Annotated in this window: 17 protein-coding genes; 13 read left to right on the top strand and 4 right to left on the bottom strand. The window is 64.6% G+C overall.

Annotated features, from left to right (window positions below; all coding sequences use genetic code 11):
* The first annotated feature begins 60 nt into the window (after nt 1-60).
* The 9 genes from ACTXGA_RS05835 (at nt 61) to ACTXGA_RS05795 (ending at nt 9,124) form a co-directional block, all read left to right on the top strand.
* On the top strand, nt 61-1,284 hold the full coding sequence (locus tag ACTXGA_RS05835) for a 3-deoxy-D-manno-octulosonic acid transferase (protein ID WP_443392201.1): 1,224 nt from the start codon (nt 61-63) through the stop codon (nt 1,282-1,284).
* 62 nt (nt 1,285-1,346) lie between these two features.
* Nucleotides 1,347-1,769, top strand: a complete 423-nt coding sequence (locus ACTXGA_RS05830; RefSeq protein WP_443392200.1) for a DUF1178 family protein — start codon at nt 1,347-1,349, stop codon at nt 1,767-1,769.
* Between the two features lie 56 nt (nt 1,770-1,825).
* Nucleotides 1,826-2,470, top strand: coding sequence for an SDR family NAD(P)-dependent oxidoreductase (locus tag ACTXGA_RS05825; RefSeq protein WP_443392199.1), 645 nt, complete (start codon nt 1,826-1,828; stop codon nt 2,468-2,470).
* Nucleotides 2,454-2,933, top strand: a complete 480-nt coding sequence (locus ACTXGA_RS05820; RefSeq protein WP_443392198.1) for an SgcJ/EcaC family oxidoreductase — start codon at nt 2,454-2,456, stop codon at nt 2,931-2,933. The genes ACTXGA_RS05825 and ACTXGA_RS05820 overlap by 17 nt, the downstream gene beginning before the upstream one ends.
* 114 nt (nt 2,934-3,047) lie before the next feature.
* Nucleotides 3,048-4,286, top strand: a complete 1,239-nt coding sequence (locus ACTXGA_RS05815) for an aspartate kinase (RefSeq protein ID WP_443392197.1) — start codon at nt 3,048-3,050, stop codon at nt 4,284-4,286.
* Between the two features lie 316 nt (nt 4,287-4,602).
* Complete coding sequence (ptsP, locus tag ACTXGA_RS05810; protein ID WP_443392196.1) at nt 4,603-6,843, top strand: phosphoenolpyruvate--protein phosphotransferase; 2,241 nt, start codon at nt 4,603-4,605, stop codon at nt 6,841-6,843.
* A gap of 94 nt (nt 6,844-6,937) precedes the next feature.
* Nucleotides 6,938-7,372, top strand: coding sequence for a c-type cytochrome (locus tag ACTXGA_RS05805; RefSeq protein WP_443392195.1), 435 nt, complete (start codon nt 6,938-6,940; stop codon nt 7,370-7,372).
* Between the two features lie 7 nt (nt 7,373-7,379).
* Entirely contained in the window at nt 7,380-8,699 is a 1,320-nt protein-coding gene (locus ACTXGA_RS05800) for a multicopper oxidase family protein (protein ID WP_443392194.1), read from the top strand.
* Nucleotides 8,696-9,124, top strand: coding sequence for a c-type cytochrome (locus ACTXGA_RS05795; protein WP_443392193.1), 429 nt, complete (start codon nt 8,696-8,698; stop codon nt 9,122-9,124). The genes ACTXGA_RS05800 and ACTXGA_RS05795 overlap by 4 nt, the downstream gene beginning before the upstream one ends.
* Before the next feature lie 256 nt (nt 9,125-9,380).
* Here the strand turns inward: ACTXGA_RS05795 and ACTXGA_RS05790 are convergent, their stop codons facing one another.
* Both ACTXGA_RS05790 and ACTXGA_RS05785 read right to left on the bottom strand, forming a co-directional pair.
* Nucleotides 9,381-10,145, bottom strand: a complete 765-nt coding sequence (locus ACTXGA_RS05790) for an EcsC family protein (RefSeq protein WP_443392192.1) — start codon at nt 10,143-10,145, stop codon at nt 9,381-9,383.
* Between the two features lie 51 nt (nt 10,146-10,196).
* On the bottom strand, nt 10,197-10,682 hold the full coding sequence (locus ACTXGA_RS05785) for a GNAT family N-acetyltransferase (RefSeq protein WP_443392191.1): 486 nt from the start codon (nt 10,680-10,682) through the stop codon (nt 10,197-10,199).
* Between the two features lie 93 nt (nt 10,683-10,775).
* Here ACTXGA_RS05785 and ACTXGA_RS05780 point away from each other — a divergent pair, with 93 nt between their 5' ends.
* Complete coding sequence (locus ACTXGA_RS05780; RefSeq protein WP_443392190.1) at nt 10,776-11,381, top strand: flavin reductase family protein; 606 nt, start codon at nt 10,776-10,778, stop codon at nt 11,379-11,381.
* Nucleotides 11,382-11,735: 354 nt separating this feature from the next.
* Nucleotides 11,736-12,389: a CatB-related O-acetyltransferase gene (locus ACTXGA_RS05775; RefSeq protein WP_443392189.1), complete on the top strand. Its 654-nt coding sequence runs from the start codon at nt 11,736-11,738 to the stop codon at nt 12,387-12,389.
* Nucleotides 12,390-12,456: 67 nt separating this feature from the next.
* Here ACTXGA_RS05775 and ACTXGA_RS05770 read toward each other — a convergent pair whose 3' ends face one another.
* A complete protein-coding gene (locus ACTXGA_RS05770) occupies nt 12,457-14,091 on the bottom strand; it encodes a SulP family inorganic anion transporter (RefSeq protein ID WP_443392188.1) in 1,635 nt (544 codons plus the stop codon).
* A gap of 89 nt (nt 14,092-14,180) precedes the next feature.
* Nucleotides 14,181-16,352, bottom strand: coding sequence for a DEAD/DEAH box helicase (locus ACTXGA_RS05765; protein WP_443392187.1), 2,172 nt, complete (start codon nt 16,350-16,352; stop codon nt 14,181-14,183).
* A gap of 228 nt (nt 16,353-16,580) precedes the next feature.
* Here ACTXGA_RS05765 and ACTXGA_RS05760 point away from each other — a divergent pair, with 228 nt between their 5' ends.
* Both ACTXGA_RS05760 and ACTXGA_RS05755 read left to right on the top strand, forming a co-directional pair.
* Nucleotides 16,581-17,459 (top strand): S-methyl-5'-thioadenosine phosphorylase, encoded by an 879-nt coding sequence (locus ACTXGA_RS05760; protein WP_443392186.1) that lies wholly within the window; start codon nt 16,581-16,583, stop codon nt 17,457-17,459.
* Between the two features lie 4 nt (nt 17,460-17,463).
* Complete coding sequence (locus ACTXGA_RS05755) at nt 17,464-18,141, top strand: DUF2927 domain-containing protein (protein ID WP_443392185.1); 678 nt, start codon at nt 17,464-17,466, stop codon at nt 18,139-18,141.
* The last annotated feature ends 4 nt before the right edge of the window (nt 18,142-18,145 follow it).

The raw sequence follows: 18,145 nt of genomic DNA, 5'->3' as shown, positions 1-18,145 counted from the left end.
CAAAATCCCCGCCCCGCGGCCTATCCGCTCCAAACACCGTCCGCCGGGAACCCGCCGCACATGCTCCTTTATCGCCTGCTCATCAGCCTGTTTTCCGCCGCCACGCTGCTGCGCGCGTTGCGCGAAGGTGGCGTTGCAGGCGCCCGCGCGCGCGTGTCGCTTGGCCAGCCCCCCCGGCAAACACCGCATATCTGGCTGCATGGTGCATCGAACGGCGAACTCGCCTCGGTCCGGCCTGTTCTGGAACCGCTGATCGCCGCGCGACCCGATCTGCACTGGTTGATCACCGCCAATACAAAGACGGGCCTGCGCCTCGCCGACAGCTGGGACCTTCCGCGCACGACGGTCCGCCTTGCACCGCTGGACCTGCGCCGCCCCACCCGCCGGGTCATGCAGGAGTGGCAGGTGCGCGCCCATATCGTGCTGGAGTCCGAACTCTGGCCAAACCGGCTGCTCAGTTGTCCGGGGCCGGTGCTGCTGCTGGGTGCGCGGATGAGTACCGGTTCGGCGCGCATGTGGTCCCGCCTGCCCCGGCTCGCCCGCCGCCTGCTGTCGCGCATCCGCTATGCCTCGGCACAGGATCCCGGCTCTGCCCGGCGTCTGACCGAACTGGGCCTTTCGGCGTCGGCCCTTGGCCCCGTCATCGACCTCAAGGCGCTGTACCAACCACCCGCAGCCATGGCGGACGCGTCGCTGGATTCTGCCCTTCCCCGGGGGACCACATGGCTGGCCGCCTCGACCCACGAAGGTGACGAAGAGATCGCGCTAGAGGCCCATGCCTTACTGCTGACCTCCGACCCGGATCAGCGCCTGATCCTCGCGCCCCGCCATCCGCGCCGGGCCGATGTGATCGCCGCCGAGGCTGTGCGCCGGAACCTGACCGTCGCCCGCCGCGGTCTTGGCGAGGCCCCGGAAACCGCGCAGGTCTATCTTGCCGACACGATGGGAGAGATGCCGCTCTGGTACGCGCGCGCGGGCCGCGTCTTTATCGGCGGCACCCTGTCGGATCGCGGCGGTCACACGCCTTATGAACCCGCGGCCTTTGGCGCGGCGCTGCTGCACGGCCCAGACACCCGCAATTTTTCGACCGCCTTCGACCGGCTGCGCAAGGCCGGTGCATCCTTCGAAATCCGCGATGCGCAATCGCTTGCGCAGGCCTTGCAGGCGCTCAACGCACCGGCCGAACAAGCTGCGAAGGGCGACGCTGCCGCAGCAGCCCTGCGGCAGGATGGAAATCTGGACGGATTGCTTTCGGATCTTCTACAGGCGCTGACCGATCCTTGAGGAAACTTGAACAGTCGCCGGATATCCTTATCTTTCCCTGATCGACATAGCGGAGCCTGGAGATGATCCAGTACAGCCTCAAATGCACCGACGGTCACCAGTTCGACAGCTGGTTCCAGTCGGCTGCGGCCTTTGACAAGCTGCAAGCCGCGGGCCACGTGGCCTGCGCCGTCTGCGGCTCTGCCGAGGTGGAAAAGGCGCTGATGGCCCCGCGCGTGACGAATGGCGAACAGGCCCAACCGAAATCGCTCGCCAAGGCGGCCAATCCGGTCGAGGTGGCGCTTTCAGCCCTGCGCAAACATGTCGAGGAAAACTCGGATTACGTCGGCAACCGCTTTGCCAAGGAGGCCCGCGCCATGCACTTGGGCGAGGCACCGGAACGCCCGATCTGGGGCGAGGCGCGCAAGGAAGAGGCCAAGGCCCTGATCGATGACGGCATTCAGGTCGCCCCCCTGCCTTTCACCCCCACCCGCAAGAGCAACTGAGCGTTGCAGCCCCGGGCCACCCGACGCTAGGATGCGGCCAAAGACCGGAGCCCAGAATGCAGATTCTCATCACCGGCGCCAATCGCGGCATCGGCGCGGCGCTGGACGCCGCTTTCACCAAACGCGGCGACGCGGTCAACGGCACCGCCCGCAACCACCCCGAATACCTCCCGCTGGAGGTGACTGAGCCTGCATCTCATCAGGCGTTGGCAGAGCGGCTCTCGGGCTATCCGCTGGATGCGCTGATCTGCAATGCGGGCGTCTACCTAGACAAGGGACAATCGCTGGCGGACGGTTACCCGGCCGAGATGTGGGCGCAGAGCTTTGCAGTCAATGTCACCGGCGTCTTCCTCGCCGTTCAAGCGCTCCTTCCCAATCTGCAACTGGCCAGCAATCCACGCATCGCGATCATCTCTTCGCAAATGGCCTCGCACACACGCGCGCCGGGCGGCAGCTATATCTACCGCGCCTCCAAGGCGGCGGCGCTGAACCTCGGGCGCAACCTCGCGGCCGATCTGAAACCGCTCGGGATCGCCGTGGGCATCTATCACCCCGGCTGGGTGCGGACGGACATGGGCGGCAGCTCAGCAGACATCGGCGTCGAGGAAGCGGCGCAGGGCCTGATGGCCCGCATCGACGAACTGTCGCTGGACAAGACCGGCTGCTTCGAAACTTGGGACGGCCGTGCCCATCCGTTCTGACCCGATCACAAAGCCGGATGACTTCCCGGATGCTCTTGCGCGCGCGTGGAATCGCCATTGCGGGCAATCCATCGCCGCGCTTTTTGCTGAAGACGCGGATTTCGTGAACGTTTCGGGTCTTTGGTGGCAGGGCCGTGAGGCCATTGCCAAGCCGCACGACAAACTCTTGCAGACGGCGGCCTATGGCCAGACCACCCTGACGCTTGACAGGACCCGAACGCGTTATCTGACCGAATGTATGGCGCAGGTCTTGTGCCAGTTTACGCTGTCCGGGCGATTGCACAGGGACGGATCTCCCAGAGGAATCCAACTGTGGATGGTCTCGGCGCTGTTGCAACGCCAACAGGCGAATGGATGGCTGGCGCTCAACGCCCAGTGCACAGGCATCACCGCCGGAAGAGAGGCCCTGATCGCCATGGGAAAGATCACGCGCCCCGACAATATCACCCCTCGCGATCTCTAGACGTTCCCAAGCCCGCGCAGCATCACCGACACACCGCTGGGCCTGCGGCCAAAGCGCCCTTGCACGCGTCTGAAACGCAGCGTAAACGCCCTGCGATCTGGAAGGGGAACGCCCATGCCCGTGCTCGTGATGAAATTCGGCGGCACATCCGTCGCCACGCTGGACCGCATCCGCCGCGCCGCCAAACGCGTCGGCGTCGAGGTGTCCAAAGGCTATGACGTGATCGTCATCGTCTCTGCCATGTCGGGCGAGACCAACAAGCTGGTCGGCTATGTCGAGGAAACCTCGCCTCTGTTCGACGCGCGGGAATACGATGCCGTGGTATCTTCAGGCGAGAACGTGACCGCCGGCCTGATGGCGCTGACGCTGCAGGAAATGGACGTGCCTGCGCGCAGCTGGCAGGGCTGGCAGGTGCCGGTGAAAACCTCCTCTGCCCATGCCTCCGCCCGGATCGAGGAAATCCCGACCGACAACATCACCGCCAAGTTCGGCGAGGGCATGAAAGTCGCCGTGGTGGCCGGTTTCCAGGGGATTTCGCCCGAGGGGCGGATCACCACGCTGGGCCGGGGTGGATCGGACACCACCGCCGTGGCCTTTGCCGCCGCCTTTGGCGCTGAGCGTTGCGATATCTACACCGACGTCGACGGCGTCTATACCACCGACCCGCGCATCTGCGAAAAGGCGCGCAAGCTGGACCGCATTGCCTTTGAGGAGATGCTGGAACTGGCCAGCCTTGGTGCCAAGGTGCTGCAGACCCGTTCCGTGGAACTGGCGATGCGCTACAAGGTGAAACTGCGGGTTCTGTCGAGTTTCGAGGAAATGGACGACGCGGCGGGAACGCTCGTGTGCGACGAGGAGGACATCATGGAAAGCAATGTTGTGGCCGGTGTGGCCCATTCCCGCGACGAAGCGAAGATGACCCTCGTCTCCGTCGCGGACCGTCCCGGCATCGCTGCGGCGATCTTTACGCCCCTGTCCGAGGCCGGGGTCAACGTGGACATGATCGTGCAGAACATCTCGGAGGAGGGTCGCACCGACATGACCTTCTCCTGCCCCACGAACCAGGTGGCGCGCGCCGAGAAGGCGATGGAAGAGGCCAAGGCCAAGGGCGAGATCAACTTCCACGGCATCGTGGCGGATACGGATGTCTGCAAGGTTTCCGTCGTGGGCATCGGCATGCGCAGCCATGCAGGCGTCGCCGCCAAGATGTTCAAGGTTCTGGCCAACGAGGGCATCAACATTCAGGTCATCACCACCTCCGAGATCAAGATCTCTGTGCTGGTGGCCCGCAAATACATGGAACTGGCGGTTCAGGCGCTGCATGACGCCTTTGAACTGGACAAGGCCAGCTGAGCCTGTCCACGCGTGGACAGGCCTACGCCCTAACAGGATCAATGGGTTACAGAGGCGTTTTCAGAAACGCTTAACCTTTGCCGCCTCTGCGGGGGTGCATTCGGCCCCCTATTGCCCTGCCCGTTCGGGCCCCGCGGGTTGGTGACTGCGACCGCCCGTTTTCGACCGGAATGATCGGTATAGGAAAATTCCGGCCCAGAAAAATTCCCGCATAACGGGAACAACCCCTGCTGACGGGCGAAAAGCGGTTTCCCTTGTCAGCCCGAATGCTCTATTCCTGCGGGCCGCATCCAAGGGGGACGCACGGGGTCAGTCCATGCCGACAAACACCGAATCGGAAAGCCGCAAGCTGCTTGGCCGCCTGCGGGACACCATGGCCGAAGACGCCGCCGGTCAGGCGCGTCTGGACAAGATCACCCATCTGACCGCCGACAGCATGGGCACAGAGGTCTGTTCGATCTACCTGTTCCGCGATGCGGAGACGCTGGAACTCTGCGCCTCGCAGGGCCTGAAGGCCGAGGCGGTGCACCAGACCCGCATGAAACTGGGCGAAGGTCTGGTCGGTCGCGTCGCGCGTACCGGCAAGATGATCAACACCGCCGACGCGCCCAAGGAACGCGGGTTCCGCTACATGCCGGAAACCGGCGAAGAGATCTATTCCAGCTTCCTCGGTGTGCCGATTCAGCGTCTGGGGTCAAAGCTGGGCGTGCTGGTCGTGCAGTCCAAGCAAGAGCGCGAATTCTCTGCCGATGAGATCTACGCGCTCGAAGTGGTTGCGATGGTTCTGGCCGAAATGACAGAGCTTGGCGCCTTTGTTGGCGAAGGCGCCGCGCTGAAGGCGCGCCATACCCAATCGATGCTGTTCCGGGGCGGCACCGGGCAGGAAGGCAACGCCATGGGCCATGCCTGGCTGCACGAACCGCGCGTCGTGGTGACAAACCCGGTGGCCGACGACCCCGACAAGGAACTCAAACGTCTGCACGAGGCGGTGGATGCATTGCGCATCTCTGTCGACGAGATGCTGGCCGGTGCGCCCGGTCAGGGCGAGCACGCAGAGGTGCTGGAAGCCTACCGCATGTTCGCGAATTCCAAGGGCTGGATGCGGCGGATGGAAGAGGACATCGCCCGCGGCCTGTCCGCCGAGGCGGCGGTGGAAAAGGAACAGAGCACGGCGCGAGCGCGCATGAGTCAGGTCACGGACCCCTACCTGCGCGAACGCCTGCACGACCTTGACGACCTGTCCAACCGGCTGCTGCGCATCCTGACCGGCCAGGGACGGGAAACCGGCGCGGAATTGCCCGAAAACCCGATCCTGATCGCCCGCAACATCGGCCCCGGAGAACTGCTGGAATACAACCGCAAGCTCAAGGGCGTGGTGCTGGAAGAAGGCTCTGTCGGCAGCCATGCTGCCATCGTCGCCCGCGCGTTGGCGATTCCGCTGGTCATCCACGCCGACCGTATCACCAACGAGGCGCTGAACGGCGATCTGGTCCTTGTGGACGGCGATCAGGGTGTCGTGCACCTGCGCCCCGATGAATCCGTCGTTGCCGCCTTTCGTGACAAGATGGCGATGCAGGCCCAGGCGCAGGAACGCTATACCTCGATCCGGGATACCGAGTGTATCAGCCCGGATGGTCAGCGCGTCCACCTGATGATGAACGCAGGTCTGATGGCGGACCTGCCGTCGCTCGAAGGGTCTGGCGCCGAAGGTGTGGGCCTGTTTCGGACCGAACTGCAGTTCCTGATCCGCAACAAGATGCCCCAGCGGACCGAACTGGCCGACATCTATGCCAAGGTGCTGGACGCCGCAGGTGGCAAGCGGGTGATCTTTCGCACGCTGGATATCGGGTCGGACAAGGTCCTGCCCTATATGAAGGCACTGGATGAACCCAACCCGGCGCTTGGCTGGCGGGCGATCCGCGTGGCGCTGGACCGTCCGGGCGTGATGCGGATGCAGTTGCAGGCGCTTGTCCGCGCGGCCAATGGCCGCCCGCTGTCGATCATGTTCCCCTTCATCGCGCAGTACGACGAATACGCCCGCGCCCGCGAAGAGGTGGACAAGGTGCTGGCCCGCGAGCGCAAGCTGGGCCACCCGGTTCCCGAAAAGCTCGAAGTGGGGACGATGCTTGAGACGCCCTCGCTTGCCTATGCTTCGAAACGGTTTTTCGACGAGGTCGAATTCCTGTCGATCGGCGGCAACGATCTGAAGCAGTTCTTCTTTGCGGCCGACCGCGAAAACGAACTGGTGCGGCGGCGCTACGATACGCTGAACGTGTCCTTCCTGACCTTTCTGGAAAACATCGTGGAACGCTGCGCCCTGTCGGGCACCCCGCTCAGTTTCTGCGGCGAGGATGCGGGCCGCCCGATTGAGGCGCTGTGCCTTGCGGCCATCGGGTTGCGATCCCTGTCAATGCGCCCGGCCTCTGTTGGTCCGGTCAAGAGCCTGATCATGCGCTATTCGCTGAAGGAGGTGCGCGACGTGATCGAAGAGGCGAAGGCACGAAACGAACAATCGGTGCGGCAGGCCGTGATGGAATACCTTCGCGACAATTCCTGATCGGTTTCGGCTCACGCCATTGTTGGGGGGATTGGCTTGACTTGTTCCGGCGCTGCCCGAACTCTGGACAGAGAAAAAAAGGGATGAGGGATCCATGCGCAAAACCGTTCTCGCCGTCGTGCTTGCCTGCACTGCCGCTGCCGCCTTTGCGCATGGGGGCGTCAAGAACGCCGCCGTTCTCGCCCGGATGGAAGGCATGAAATCCATCGGGGACGCCATGAAGGTGCTGGGCACCATGGCCAAGGGACAGGCCCCCTTTGCCGCCGATCCCGCGCAACAGGCCGCAGCCACGATTGCCCGCCATGCGGCCCAGACGCCGGCGCTGTTCAAGGCGCCGGAAACCGATCCGAAGTCCGAAGCGCGGGCCCGCATCTGGAAGGATTTCCAGGATTTCACCGAACAGGCAATGGCGATGGAACAGGCTGCCATCAGGGCGCAGTCCCTGCTCGTCAGCAAGACGGGTCTCAAACCCGCCGTCCAGAGCATCGGCGCAACCTGCAAGTCCTGCCACGAACTCTATCGCAAGTGACCCGCCCATGACCGGTATCTCACCTTCGCCCCGTCTCACCCGCCGCGGTCTTCTGTTTACGACGGTCGCCGCCGTGGCGCTTCCGCGCGTTGCGCTGGCGGCGCCTGCCTCCCTGCTGCGGGCCGAACCTGTCGTCGCGCAGATCCTTGACCCCGGAGATGGGGCGACCCCGATGCTGGGTTTCAACGGGTCCACCCCGGGGCCGGAACTGCGTGTGGTTGAGGGAGAGCGCCTGCAGGTCGCATTCGAGAACGCGCTGGATGCGCCAACGGCCGTACACTGGCATGGCATCCGCATCGACAATGCCATGGACGGGGTGCCGGGGCTGACGCAATCGGCCATCGCGCCCGGTGAGGGATTTGACTACGATTTCGTGGCGCCCGACGCGGGCACCTTCTGGTATCACTCGCACCACCAGAGCTGGGAACAGGTGGCGCGCGGCCTGTATGGCCCGCTGATCGTCGAAGAGGCCACGCCGCCGGATGTGGATCACGATGTGACCGTGATCCTGCATGACTGGCGGCTGGAGGCCACGGGCGAGATGATGGGCGGCTTTGGCAACATGCATGACTTTGCCCACGGCGGTCGCATGGGCAATTTCGCCAAGGTGATCCTGTCCCGCACAACCGCCCGCAAGGGCGACCGCCTGCGCCTGCGGCTGATCAACACCGCCACCGCGCGGATCTTTCCGGTCCAGTTGGAAGGCCTTGAGGGCCGCGTGGTCGCGCTGGACGGGCGCCCCCTGCCCGCGCCGAGAGAGATCGGAACGCTGGCGCTGGCCCCGGCGCAGCGCGTTGACGTGATCGGCGACGTGACGGACACCCTGCGCTTTCTCTTTCCCACGCGGGACGAGGCCTTTGAAATGGGCAAGATCACCGTCGACGGTGCGCGTGACCCGCGCGGCACCCCGGTCGCCGCCCTGCCCGCAGGCCATCGCCCAGAGCCGGGGACAGAGCCGCGTGCCCTGACCCTGCGGATGGAGGGCGGCGCCATGGGGGGACGCCACGCGGGTGATGACATCTGGGCCTTCAACGGGGTTTCCGGTCTGACGGATGCCCCCTTTGCCCAATTTGACAGGGGCGAAACCGCGCGACTGCGCCTCATCAACGACACCGCCTTTCCGCACGGCATCCACCTGCACGGCCACCACTTTTACGAAGTAAGCGAGGATGACACGCCGGGCGACCTGCGCGATACCACGCTGCTGATGCCGGATGAGACGCGCGAGATCCTCGTCGTATTTGACAATCCCGGCAAATGGCTGCTGCATTGCCACATGCTGGGGCATCAGGCCTCTGGAATGAAAACATGGGTCGAGGTTGCATGAGGTCGCTTGTTCTGTTCGCCCTGCTGTTGCCCTTGCAAGCCTTGGCAGGTCACGAGTTTGCCAACCGCGACACCGCACGCGGCGCGGCGCTATACGCGGAGAACTGCGCCGCCTGCCATGGCGCGCAAATGGAGGGGCAGCCGGACTGGCAGACACCGGGGGCCGATGGCATCTACCCTGCGCCGCCGCATGACGCGGGCGGCCACACATGGCACCATTCCAACAGCGATCTGTTCGACTACACCAAGTCGGGCGGAGCGGAGATCGTCAAACGACTGGGGCTGAAGTCCTTCAAGAGCGGGATGCCTGGATTTGGCGAAACCCTGAGCGACGAGGATATCTGGAACGTGCTTGCCTACATCCGCTCGACCTGGCCTGAGCGGGAGCAGGAAATTCAGGCCGGGCGCAACCCGCCGCACGACTAGACGGCCCCGCGAAAGCGGGCATGAAAAAACCCCGTCGCAGCCTTCGGCGTACGACCGGGTCCAGGGATCATCAGACGAATCCGCCCCTACCATTCTGGCCAGAGCGCCGCCCCGCATTCTGCGTGGGTCGGTCCCCCTGCCCCTTCGTCCGGCACCGCCAGCCCCGCAGGCAAGGCCGGGCGCCGATGTCGTCTCAGGACAGGTTCTTCGCTACGGGGCTTTATGCCCCGATACGACTCACCTAACAGCGTTAAGCCTAATTCCGCGTTAACCGCGGTGCCTCCATCGCCTCGCGCAGTTCAGCCACCAGCTTTTCCCGCGGCAGGCCGCTGCGCCGGGCCAGATCCATCAGGCCGAAATGCACATGCGCCATCTGCTGGTAGTAGCCGGTATAGGCGTAGTTGGTCGCCGCTCCTGCCACCGCGCCCAGCACGGGCACCGTCTGGGCCGCCAGTTTCTGGCCCAGCACTGTCGACAGGCGTGGCGCAATCCGCGCGATCAACCCATGCAGGGTGGTCCCGGTCACCGTGACGCGTGCCGCCATGAATCCGGTTTCTGCGCCATCATCGTCCTCCAGCGGCCCGGCGGAGGCAAAGACGATCAGGCATTCGCGCGCCACCTCGGGTTCGTTCGGGTCAAAGCCGTATTCCGCCGCGATCCCCTGAATCGCGCGCAGCAGCACCGTGACCGTGACCGGGATTTCCGCCAGCGCCGAAGGCACGCCTCCCGCGCCGCCGACGGCGCCCATGGCCGTTGCCAGCGCCGTGTTGGCCCATGTCTTCTGATCCGGCACCTTGCCGCGCGAATGCCGCGCCGCCATGAAGGCAAGGGTCAGCGCGCGTTTCGTCGCCTCGTCCAGACCGGCACGGGCCGGAGCGGGCAGCCGCTGCAACAGTGTCTCGGCCTTGCCGCCGATCAGCGACAAAATCTGCATGCCCAGCGAATTGGCGCCCTTGTAGCGCCGCGCCAAGGCAGCGATTTCCGCGTCATGGGAACGAACGGGAAGCTGTGTGTCAGTCAATGGCGAACCCTCCTCGGTCGCCCTAAGACATGGGCGCGCAGGCGGCCGCGATCAAGCGGCGCGGGTCACGGTTCCGGTCACGCCGTCCCATGCGCCGGGTTGCAGCGCCAGTCCAAGCACCCGGTCCGGGTTGGTCGGCGGCGGCATTTCGACCCCGTCGAGACGGGTGAACCCGAACTTGCCATAATAGGGCGCATCGCCCACCAGCAAGACCCGCGCATAGCCCTGTTCCGCCGCACGCGCCAGCGTGTCGCGGATCAATGCAGCCCCCAACCCTTCGCCCTGTGCCGTGGGGTGAACCGCAACGGGGCCCAGCAACAGGATGTCATGATCGCCAATCTTCGCGGGCCAATAGCGGATCGCCCCGCCGACATTGCCGGTCTCATCGCGGGCTACCCGGCTGAGCGAGGCCACCGGCGGCACCTCATCCCGCAGCCGGTACGAGGACAAAGCCATCCGCCCCGGTGCAAAGGCGAGGTCATAGAGCGCCTCGACCTCCCACCAATCCTCTGGGCATTCCTGTGCAAGCGTGAACAACGGCCCTGATCTCCCGCAGTCCCGGATCCCGTGCATTCCGGTGAAAAGCCGCGTATCACGCTGAAAACCCATGCGCAAACAGGAGCAGCACCCTTGTTCTATCGCCCCGAAGACGGCCACGGCCTGCCACACAATCCCTTCAACGCCATCGTCACCCCGCGCCCCATCGGCTGGATTTCCACGCGCGGGACGGACGGGCATGACAACCTTGCCCCCTATTCGTTTTTCAACGCCGTGGCCTATGTGCCGCCGCAGGTGATGTTTTCCTCCACCTCGGCAAAACCGGACCGGGGCGACACCAAGGACAGCGTCGCGCAGATCCGTGAAACCGGCGTGTTCTGTGTCAATGTCGTGGAATACGCGATGAAGGATGTGATGAACGCCACATCCGGCGCGTGGGAGCGGGACGTGGATGAATTTGAACTGGCGGGGATCGAAAAGGCAGCCTGTGAAACCATCGATTGCGCCCGCGTGGCGGCGGCCCCGGCGAACCTCGAATGCAAGCTGACGCAGATCGTGCAACTGCCGGGAGCGGCGAATTTCGCGATCTTCGGAGAGGTGACGGGCGTGCATATCCGCGACAATTGCCTGAAGGACGGGATCTTCGACGTGCTGAGCTACAATCCGTTGTCGCGCATGGGCTACCGCGACTACACGGTCGTGCGCGACAAATTCGAGCTGAAACGCCCGGGCGAGTAAGGCGCCCACGTCCCAGCGTGGGCGACCAGTGGGCAAAGGTGCCTTTCCAAAGGAAAGGTCACTGCCCACCCCCTCGCCAATCTGGATGCAACGCCTCCCCCACGTCCCAGCGTGGGCGACCAGTGGGCAAAGGTGCCTTTCCACAGGAAAGGTCACCTCCCACACCCTCGCTGTTCCGGGCGCAACGCCTCCCCCACGTCCCAGCGCGGATACACAGGTGCCATGCAGATCCGTTTGGCCCCGGCTCTCGCATTTTATGCCGATCCGTGTTATTCGGCCCCCGCACCAATGGAGGCACCGATGGACCAGACCCTTTGAACCCCTGACATTTCTCAAGCGTTCACAGGAGGCATCATGCCCGTTCCATCCCCCCTGCCCGCGGCCGATCTGGCCCATCCCATCACCCTGCCCGACGGGTCCAGTCACCTCGGCACGGTCTATTTGAAAAACGTCATCGACCACCCGAAGTTCGAGATCGGTGATTTCACCTACGCCAGCGATTTCGACCCGCCCGAGGATTGGGCCGCGCGGCTGGCGCCCTTCCTGTTTCCCTTCAGTCAGGAAATGCTGCACATCGGCAAGTACTGCCAGATCGCGCATGGGGTGCGCTTTATCGGGTCTTCGGCCAATCATGCGACGGATGGTCTGACCACTTTTCCCTTTGCCGTTTTCGACCCTGAATCCATGCTGGGCTATCAGCCCGACAGCCGCGACATAGTGATCGGCCATGACGTCTGGCTGGGATACGGTGCCATGGTCTTGCCCGGCGCGCGGATCGGCAACGGCGTGATTGTCGGTGCGGGCGCGGTCGTGCGCGGCACGGTGCCGGATTACGCGGTCGTCACCGGCAACCCGGCGCAGGTGGTTCGGATGCGGTTTTCACCCGAAGACATCGCTACGCTGAATGCGCTGGCATGGTGGGATTGGCCACCCGAGACAGTGGCCAAGGCGCGGCCTGCGTTGGAGGCCGGTGATGTTGCGGCGCTGCAGAGTTTCGCGCCGTCGTGACATGAGGGCCTGACATGGAAAGGGCGCCCCGCGGGGCGCCCTTTCGAAACCTTGGATGACGTAGCGCTCAGTGCCCGCCCAGAATACCGGTGCGCACGTTGTAATCGACCGCGATTTCATAGTCGGGATCGTCGTCGCTATCGACCATCAGGTGACCCGCCTTGGTCAGCAGCTTGTGACAATCACGGCTCAGGTGGCGCAGCTTGATATGCTTCCCGGCGGCTTCGTATTTCGCGGCCAGCGCCTCGATCGCCTGCAGGGCCGACTGGTCGACCACGCGGCTTTCCTTGAAGTCGACGATCACGGTTTCGGGGTCGTTTTCGATGTCGAACAGCTCACCAAACCCTTCCGAAGAGCCAAAGAACAGCGGGCCGCGGATCTCGTAGACCTTGGCGCCAAGGTCCGTCACCGACTCACGCGTGTGGGCATCGATGCGCCGCGCGTTGTTCCACGCATAGGCCAGCGCCGAGACGATCACGCCGACGACCACGGCGACCGCAAGGTCCTCCATCACCGTGACCACGGTCACCAGCAGAATGACAAAGGCATCGGTCAGCGGCACTTTCCTCAGGATCGTCAGGGAGTTCCACGCAAATGTCCCGATCACCACCATGAACATCACCCCCACCAGCGCGGCCAGAGGGATCAGTTCGATCAGAGGTGCGGCGAAGAGAATGAAGATCAAAAGGAACAGCGCCGCCGCGATCCCCGCGATCCGCGTCCGCGCGCCGGATTTCACGTTGATCATCGACTGGCCGATCATGGCGCAACCGCCCATGCCGCCAAAGAAGCCGGTCAGCACGTTGGACGCGCCCTGCGCGATACACTCTTGCGATGCACCGCCGCGCTTGCCAGTCATTTCACCGACAAGGTTCAGCGTCAAAAGCGATTCAATCAGCCCGATGGCCGCAAGGATCACCGCGTAGGGCAGGATGATTTCGAGGGTTTCCAGATTGAAGGGCACCGACGGGATATGAAAGGTCGGCAGACCGCCCTGGATCGAGGCAAGGTCCCCGACACGCGGCACATCAAGACCAAAGCCGATCACCAGCGCCGCCACCACGAAGATGCCCGCAAGCGGTGCAGGCACCACCTTGCTGATCTTCGGCATCAGCCAGATGATTGCCATTGTCAGCGCCGTCAGCCCCAGCATCATGTACAGCGGCATGCCCGACAGCCATTCACCCCCGCTCAGGCCATGGCCTGTGTTCTCCATCGTGCCGGGCACCTTGAACTGTCCCAACTGGGCCAGGAAGATCACGATGGCCAGACCGTTCACAAAGCCCAGCATCACCGGATGCGGCACCAGACGGATGAACTTGCCCCATTGCAGCGCCCCGGCGATCACCTGCAGGATCCCCATCAGCACCACGGTCGCAAACAGGTACTCGACCCCGTGTTGAGCCACCAGCGCCACCATCACCACGGCCAAAGCCCCGGTCGCCCCCGAGATCATGCCCGGGCGGCCGCCGATCAGCGCCGTTACAAGCCCCACAAGAAACGCCGCATAGAGCCCCACCAGCGGGTGCACACCTGCCACAAAGGCAAAGGCCACCGCCTCCGGGACAAGGGCAAGGGCGACGGTAAGACCTGCAAGCAGTTCAATCCGCAGCCGCCCGGCGGTAAGCTTTTCCTCCGGCATCAGCGACAGGTCTGACAATTCGAGGCGATTGGCGAAACGCGCCAGCAAAGCTTTTTTCATCGGGGGAATCCTTGGTGTTTGCGCTCACGCACTTACTGCAACGCAGCATGAAAGGCCACCCCGCGGGGCCTGCGCCCCACGGTTGCCAGTCACTTCGGTTTGCGTCTTGGCACCGCATCGCCACCACGCCGCGCATCCGCGCCGCGCGGTTTGGCCGGTCCGGGTTTTCCGGGCTTGGGCTTGCCCCCGGCCTTTGGATGGCTCTTGGGTTTGCCGGTTGCGCCATCGGCGCGTTTGCCCGGTTTACCAGTGGACCGCTCGCTCTTGCGGAAGGACTTGCCCGCCGATTCCGCGCCCGGGCGGAACGGTTTGCCCTTGGCTTCCGGCTTTGACTTCCAGACCTTGGCAGGTTTGTCGGACTTTTCGCGCTTCGGCTCTGCCGGTGCCGCATCGGCCCCCGGTTTGGATGCCGCAGGATCGGGGCGCTCTGACCGCTGGGGACGATCTTGGCGGTCGGGACGTTCGGCGCGCGCCGGTCGTTCCGGGCGCGCGGGCCGATCCTCACGCGCAGGTCGCTCTGCACGGTCAGGCCGATCTTCCCGCGCCGGTCGCTCTGCGCGTTCGGGGCGCTCGGGGCGCCCCGCCCGTTGCGGGCGATCACCCTTGTCGCGGCGCGGACCGCCACGGTCCTTGCCTTCGTAGCGCGGCTTGTCCCCGGCATAGGGTTTGCGGGCCGGGCGTTGCGCGCCCTCGGGCACCCCGTCGACCAGACGGGCGGTGACCTCATCGGACAATTCGCCGTTCGCCCCCAAAGCCGCCTGAACCTTGGCAACCTGCGCCTCGGCAATCTCGACATAGCTTTCACTGTCCTGAACCCGGATCGCGCCAATCGCATCCTTGTTCAGGTCCGCCGCGCGCAAAATCATCGGCAACAGCCAGCGCGGCTCTGCCCGGTCATTGCGGCCTACCGACAGGACAAACCAGCGGCTGGGGCCGAATTCACGTTTTTCGCGCCGTTGCGGGGTATCCGGGCTTTGCAGTTCTTCCGGAGCGGAATTGCGCGCCTGATGCATGCGCCAGACGGCGGCGGCCACGGCCTCTGACCCGTGCATCTCCAGCAAACGTTTGGCAAACGCCGCCTGTTCTTCGGTCACCGGATCCGTCCAGGCCGGATCGGTCAGGAGCCGCTCTTCGTCCTTCTGGATGATGTCTTCGGCAGAGGGCGGCACCCCCCATTCGGCGGTGATCTTGGCCCACTTCAGCAGGCGTTCGGCCTTTTTCGCAACTTTGGGCGGCACGATCAGCGCCGACAGCCCCTTGCGCCCGGCGCGCCCGGTGCGCCCCGAGCGGTGCAGCAGCGACTCCGTATTGGTCGGCAGATCGGCATGAATGACAAGGTTCAGGTTCGGCAGGTCGATCCCGCGCGCGGCCACATCCGTGGCCACGCAGACCCGCGCCCGTCCGTCCCGCATGGCTTGCAGGGCATGGCTGCGCTCTGTCTGGCTGAGTTCGCCCGACAACGACACCACCGGCAGGCCACGGTTGGCAAGACGCGTGGTCAGATGGGTCACCTGCGCGCGGGTGTTGGCAAAGACGATGGCACTTTCGCCGTCGTGATAGCGCAGCAGGTTGAAGATGGCGTGGTCGCTGTCCGACTGGGCAACGCGCAGCGCCTGATAGGAAATGTCGCTGTGTTGCTGGGCCTTGTCGATCGTGTTGATCCGCTTGGCATCGCGCTGGAATTCATCGGCGATGCGCGCGATGACGGGCGATACAGTTGCAGAGAACAACAGCGTCCGGCGCTCTGCTGGGGCCTCATTCAGGATGAATTCCAGATCCTCGCGAAAGCCGAGGTCCAGCATCTCATCCGCTTCGTCCAGCACCACGGCACGCGCGTCGCTCAGATCCAGCGCGCCGCGCCGGATGTGGTCGCACAGGCGCCCCGGAGTCCCGACAACGATATGGGTGCCGCGTTCCAGCAACCGGCGTTCCTGCCGGATATCCATGCCACCGACGCAGGCGTTCACAATGGCCCCGGTCTTGGCATAGAGCCAGCGCAGTTCCTGCATGACCTGAAAGGCCAGCTCCCGCGTCGGCGCCACGACCAGCGCCAGAGGCGTGCCCGCCGGTCCGAACCGCTCTGCATCCCCCAACAGCGTGGGTGCGATGGCGAGGCCAAAGCCCACCGTCTTGCCCGATCCGGTCTGCGCGGAGACCAGCAGGTCCGCCTCGCCGACCTCTGGCTGGGTGACGGCCTGTTGCACGGGTGTGAGTGTGTCGAAGCCGCGCTCTGCAAGCGCCTCCGAAAGGGGGGGTATCATGGCGGGAAGGCTCCGGCGGTAGGAGACCGGGCAGCTTGCCGGTCGGCAGGGAAAACGTGCTTCTACAGTGTGTCGCCGCAGAAGTATAGCGGCAAATTCCGCATGGGTGGCCCCACCTCCCTGCATGGACACGGTCACCCGGACACACCCCGGCCGAAGTTTTCGCGCCCTGTTGAACCCCGCAACGGAGCGTGGCTAACTGCAGGCGATCAACATGCGAGGGGCGCCATGACCGAGACGATGATCGCCGTGATCGGCGGCTCAGGCATCTATGAGATCGACGGACTTGAGGGCGCCGCATGGCGTCCCGTGGACAGTCCTTGGGGCACCCCGTCGGACGAGATCCTGACCGGCACGCTGAACGGCGTGAAGATGGCCTTTCTGCCGCGACACGGGCGCGGCCATGTCCACAGCCCGACCACGGTGCCCTATCGCGCCAATATCGACGCACTGAAACGCCTGGGTGTGACTGACGTGATTTCCGTGTCAGCCTGCGGCAGTTTCCGAGAAGAATATGCGCCGGGCGATTTCGTCGTCGTCGACCAGTTCGTCGACCGCACCGTCGCCCGTGAGAAGTCGTTCTTTGGGACGGGCTGCGTGGCCCACGTTTCGGTCGCGCATCCCACCTGCCCCCGTCTGGGAGAGGCCTGCTTTTCCGCCGCCAAAGAGGCCGGGATCACAATCCACAAGGGCGGCACCTATCTTGCGATGGAAGGGCCGCAGTTCTCGACACTGGCGGAATCGAAAATGTACCGCGAAAGCTGGGGCTGCGACGTGATCGGCATGACCAACATGCCAGAGGCCAAGCTCGCCCGCGAAGCGGAGCTGTGTTACGCCTCCATCGCCATGGTCACCGATTACGACAGCTGGCACCCCGACCACGGCGAGGTCGATATCAACGACATCATCCGCACCATGATGAGCAACGCGGACAAGGGCCGCGAGATGGTCCGCCGCCTGCCTGCCTTGCTGGGCGCTGACCGGACGCCCTGCCCGCATGGGTGCGACCGGGCGCTGGAATATGCCTTGCTTACGGCCCCCGACAAACGCGACCCGGCCCTGCTGGCCAAACTGGACGCCGTGGCGGGCCGGATGCTGAACGGCTGACGTCATGCGCGGACGGCTCGCCCTGCTTTGTGCCGCCCTTGCCCTGCCGCTGTCTCTTGCGGCAGCGGAGGATTTCGTGGTCTCGGAGGGTCCGCTCAGCGACGATGATTTCTATCGGCTTGTCGCCTGTGCCGCGCCGCCCGGCGAGGGATGCCGCAAGGACTATGTCCATTGGCCGACGGACAATCCGATCCGCGTCCAGATGACCCGGATCGACCGCGCCTTTCTGGGCGGGCGGCAGAAACGCGCCCGTGCGGCGCTTCACCGTGCGATCAAGTACATTAACCGTGTCGACAGCGCGATCACCCTGCGCGAAGTCTCTGAAAGTGCCGAGGCCGATATCCGCATCTACCTCCTCGACACGGACGGGTCTGCGCCAATCGAAGGCACCGGCGTTCAGGGCGTCGACGGCAGCACGGTGACGGGCGCGCGTGTCATCGTCTGGTCGCGCAGCGATACCCGGGAGATCCAGCGCGCCTTGATCATTTTCGGCACCAAGCTGCATATTCGCCACTACGAATCCGCGATGATAGAGGAACTGACGCAGGCGCTTGGCCTGCTGACCGACATTCGCAACCCCACCTACCTTGGCCAATCGGTGTTTTCACAGGACGACAACGATTCCAAGGATCTGGGACCACAGGACATCATGGCGCTGCGTCGCCACTACCCCAAGGACTGACCCG

It is taken from the genome of Antarctobacter jejuensis (genome assembly GCF_052266595.1).
Taxonomy (GTDB): Bacteria; Pseudomonadota; Alphaproteobacteria; order Rhodobacterales; family Rhodobacteraceae; genus Antarctobacter; species Antarctobacter jejuensis.
This window is presented reverse-complemented; position numbering and strand designations above follow the sequence as displayed.

Excerpts from the sequence above, each read along its gene's own strand:
- ACTXGA_RS05835 (WP_443392201.1), top strand. The coding sequence starts at position 61 with ATGCTCCTTTATCGCCTGCTCATCAGCCTGTTTTCCGCCGCCACGCTG.
- ACTXGA_RS05830 (WP_443392200.1), top strand. The coding sequence starts at position 1,347 with ATGATCCAGTACAGCCTCAAATGCACCGACGGTCACCAGTTCGACAGC.
- ACTXGA_RS05825 (WP_443392199.1), top strand. The coding sequence starts at position 1,826 with ATGCAGATTCTCATCACCGGCGCCAATCGCGGCATCGGCGCGGCGCTG.
- ACTXGA_RS05815 (WP_443392197.1), top strand. The coding sequence starts at position 3,048 with ATGCCCGTGCTCGTGATGAAATTCGGCGGCACATCCGTCGCCACGCTG.
- ptsP (WP_443392196.1), top strand. The coding sequence starts at position 4,603 with ATGCCGACAAACACCGAATCGGAAAGCCGCAAGCTGCTTGGCCGCCTG.
- ACTXGA_RS05805 (WP_443392195.1), top strand. The coding sequence starts at position 6,938 with ATGCGCAAAACCGTTCTCGCCGTCGTGCTTGCCTGCACTGCCGCTGCC.
- ACTXGA_RS05800 (WP_443392194.1), top strand. The coding sequence starts at position 7,380 with ATGACCGGTATCTCACCTTCGCCCCGTCTCACCCGCCGCGGTCTTCTG.
- ACTXGA_RS05795 (WP_443392193.1), top strand. The coding sequence starts at position 8,696 with ATGAGGTCGCTTGTTCTGTTCGCCCTGCTGTTGCCCTTGCAAGCCTTG.
- ACTXGA_RS05775 (WP_443392189.1), top strand. The coding sequence starts at position 11,736 with ATGCCCGTTCCATCCCCCCTGCCCGCGGCCGATCTGGCCCATCCCATC.
- ACTXGA_RS05770 (WP_443392188.1), bottom strand. The coding sequence starts at position 14,091 with ATGAAAAAAGCTTTGCTGGCGCGTTTCGCCAATCGCCTCGAATTGTCA.
- ACTXGA_RS05765 (WP_443392187.1), bottom strand. The coding sequence starts at position 16,352 with ATGATACCCCCCCTTTCGGAGGCGCTTGCAGAGCGCGGCTTCGACACA.
- ACTXGA_RS05760 (WP_443392186.1), top strand. The coding sequence starts at position 16,581 with ATGACCGAGACGATGATCGCCGTGATCGGCGGCTCAGGCATCTATGAG.
- ACTXGA_RS05755 (WP_443392185.1), top strand. The coding sequence starts at position 17,464 with ATGCGCGGACGGCTCGCCCTGCTTTGTGCCGCCCTTGCCCTGCCGCTG.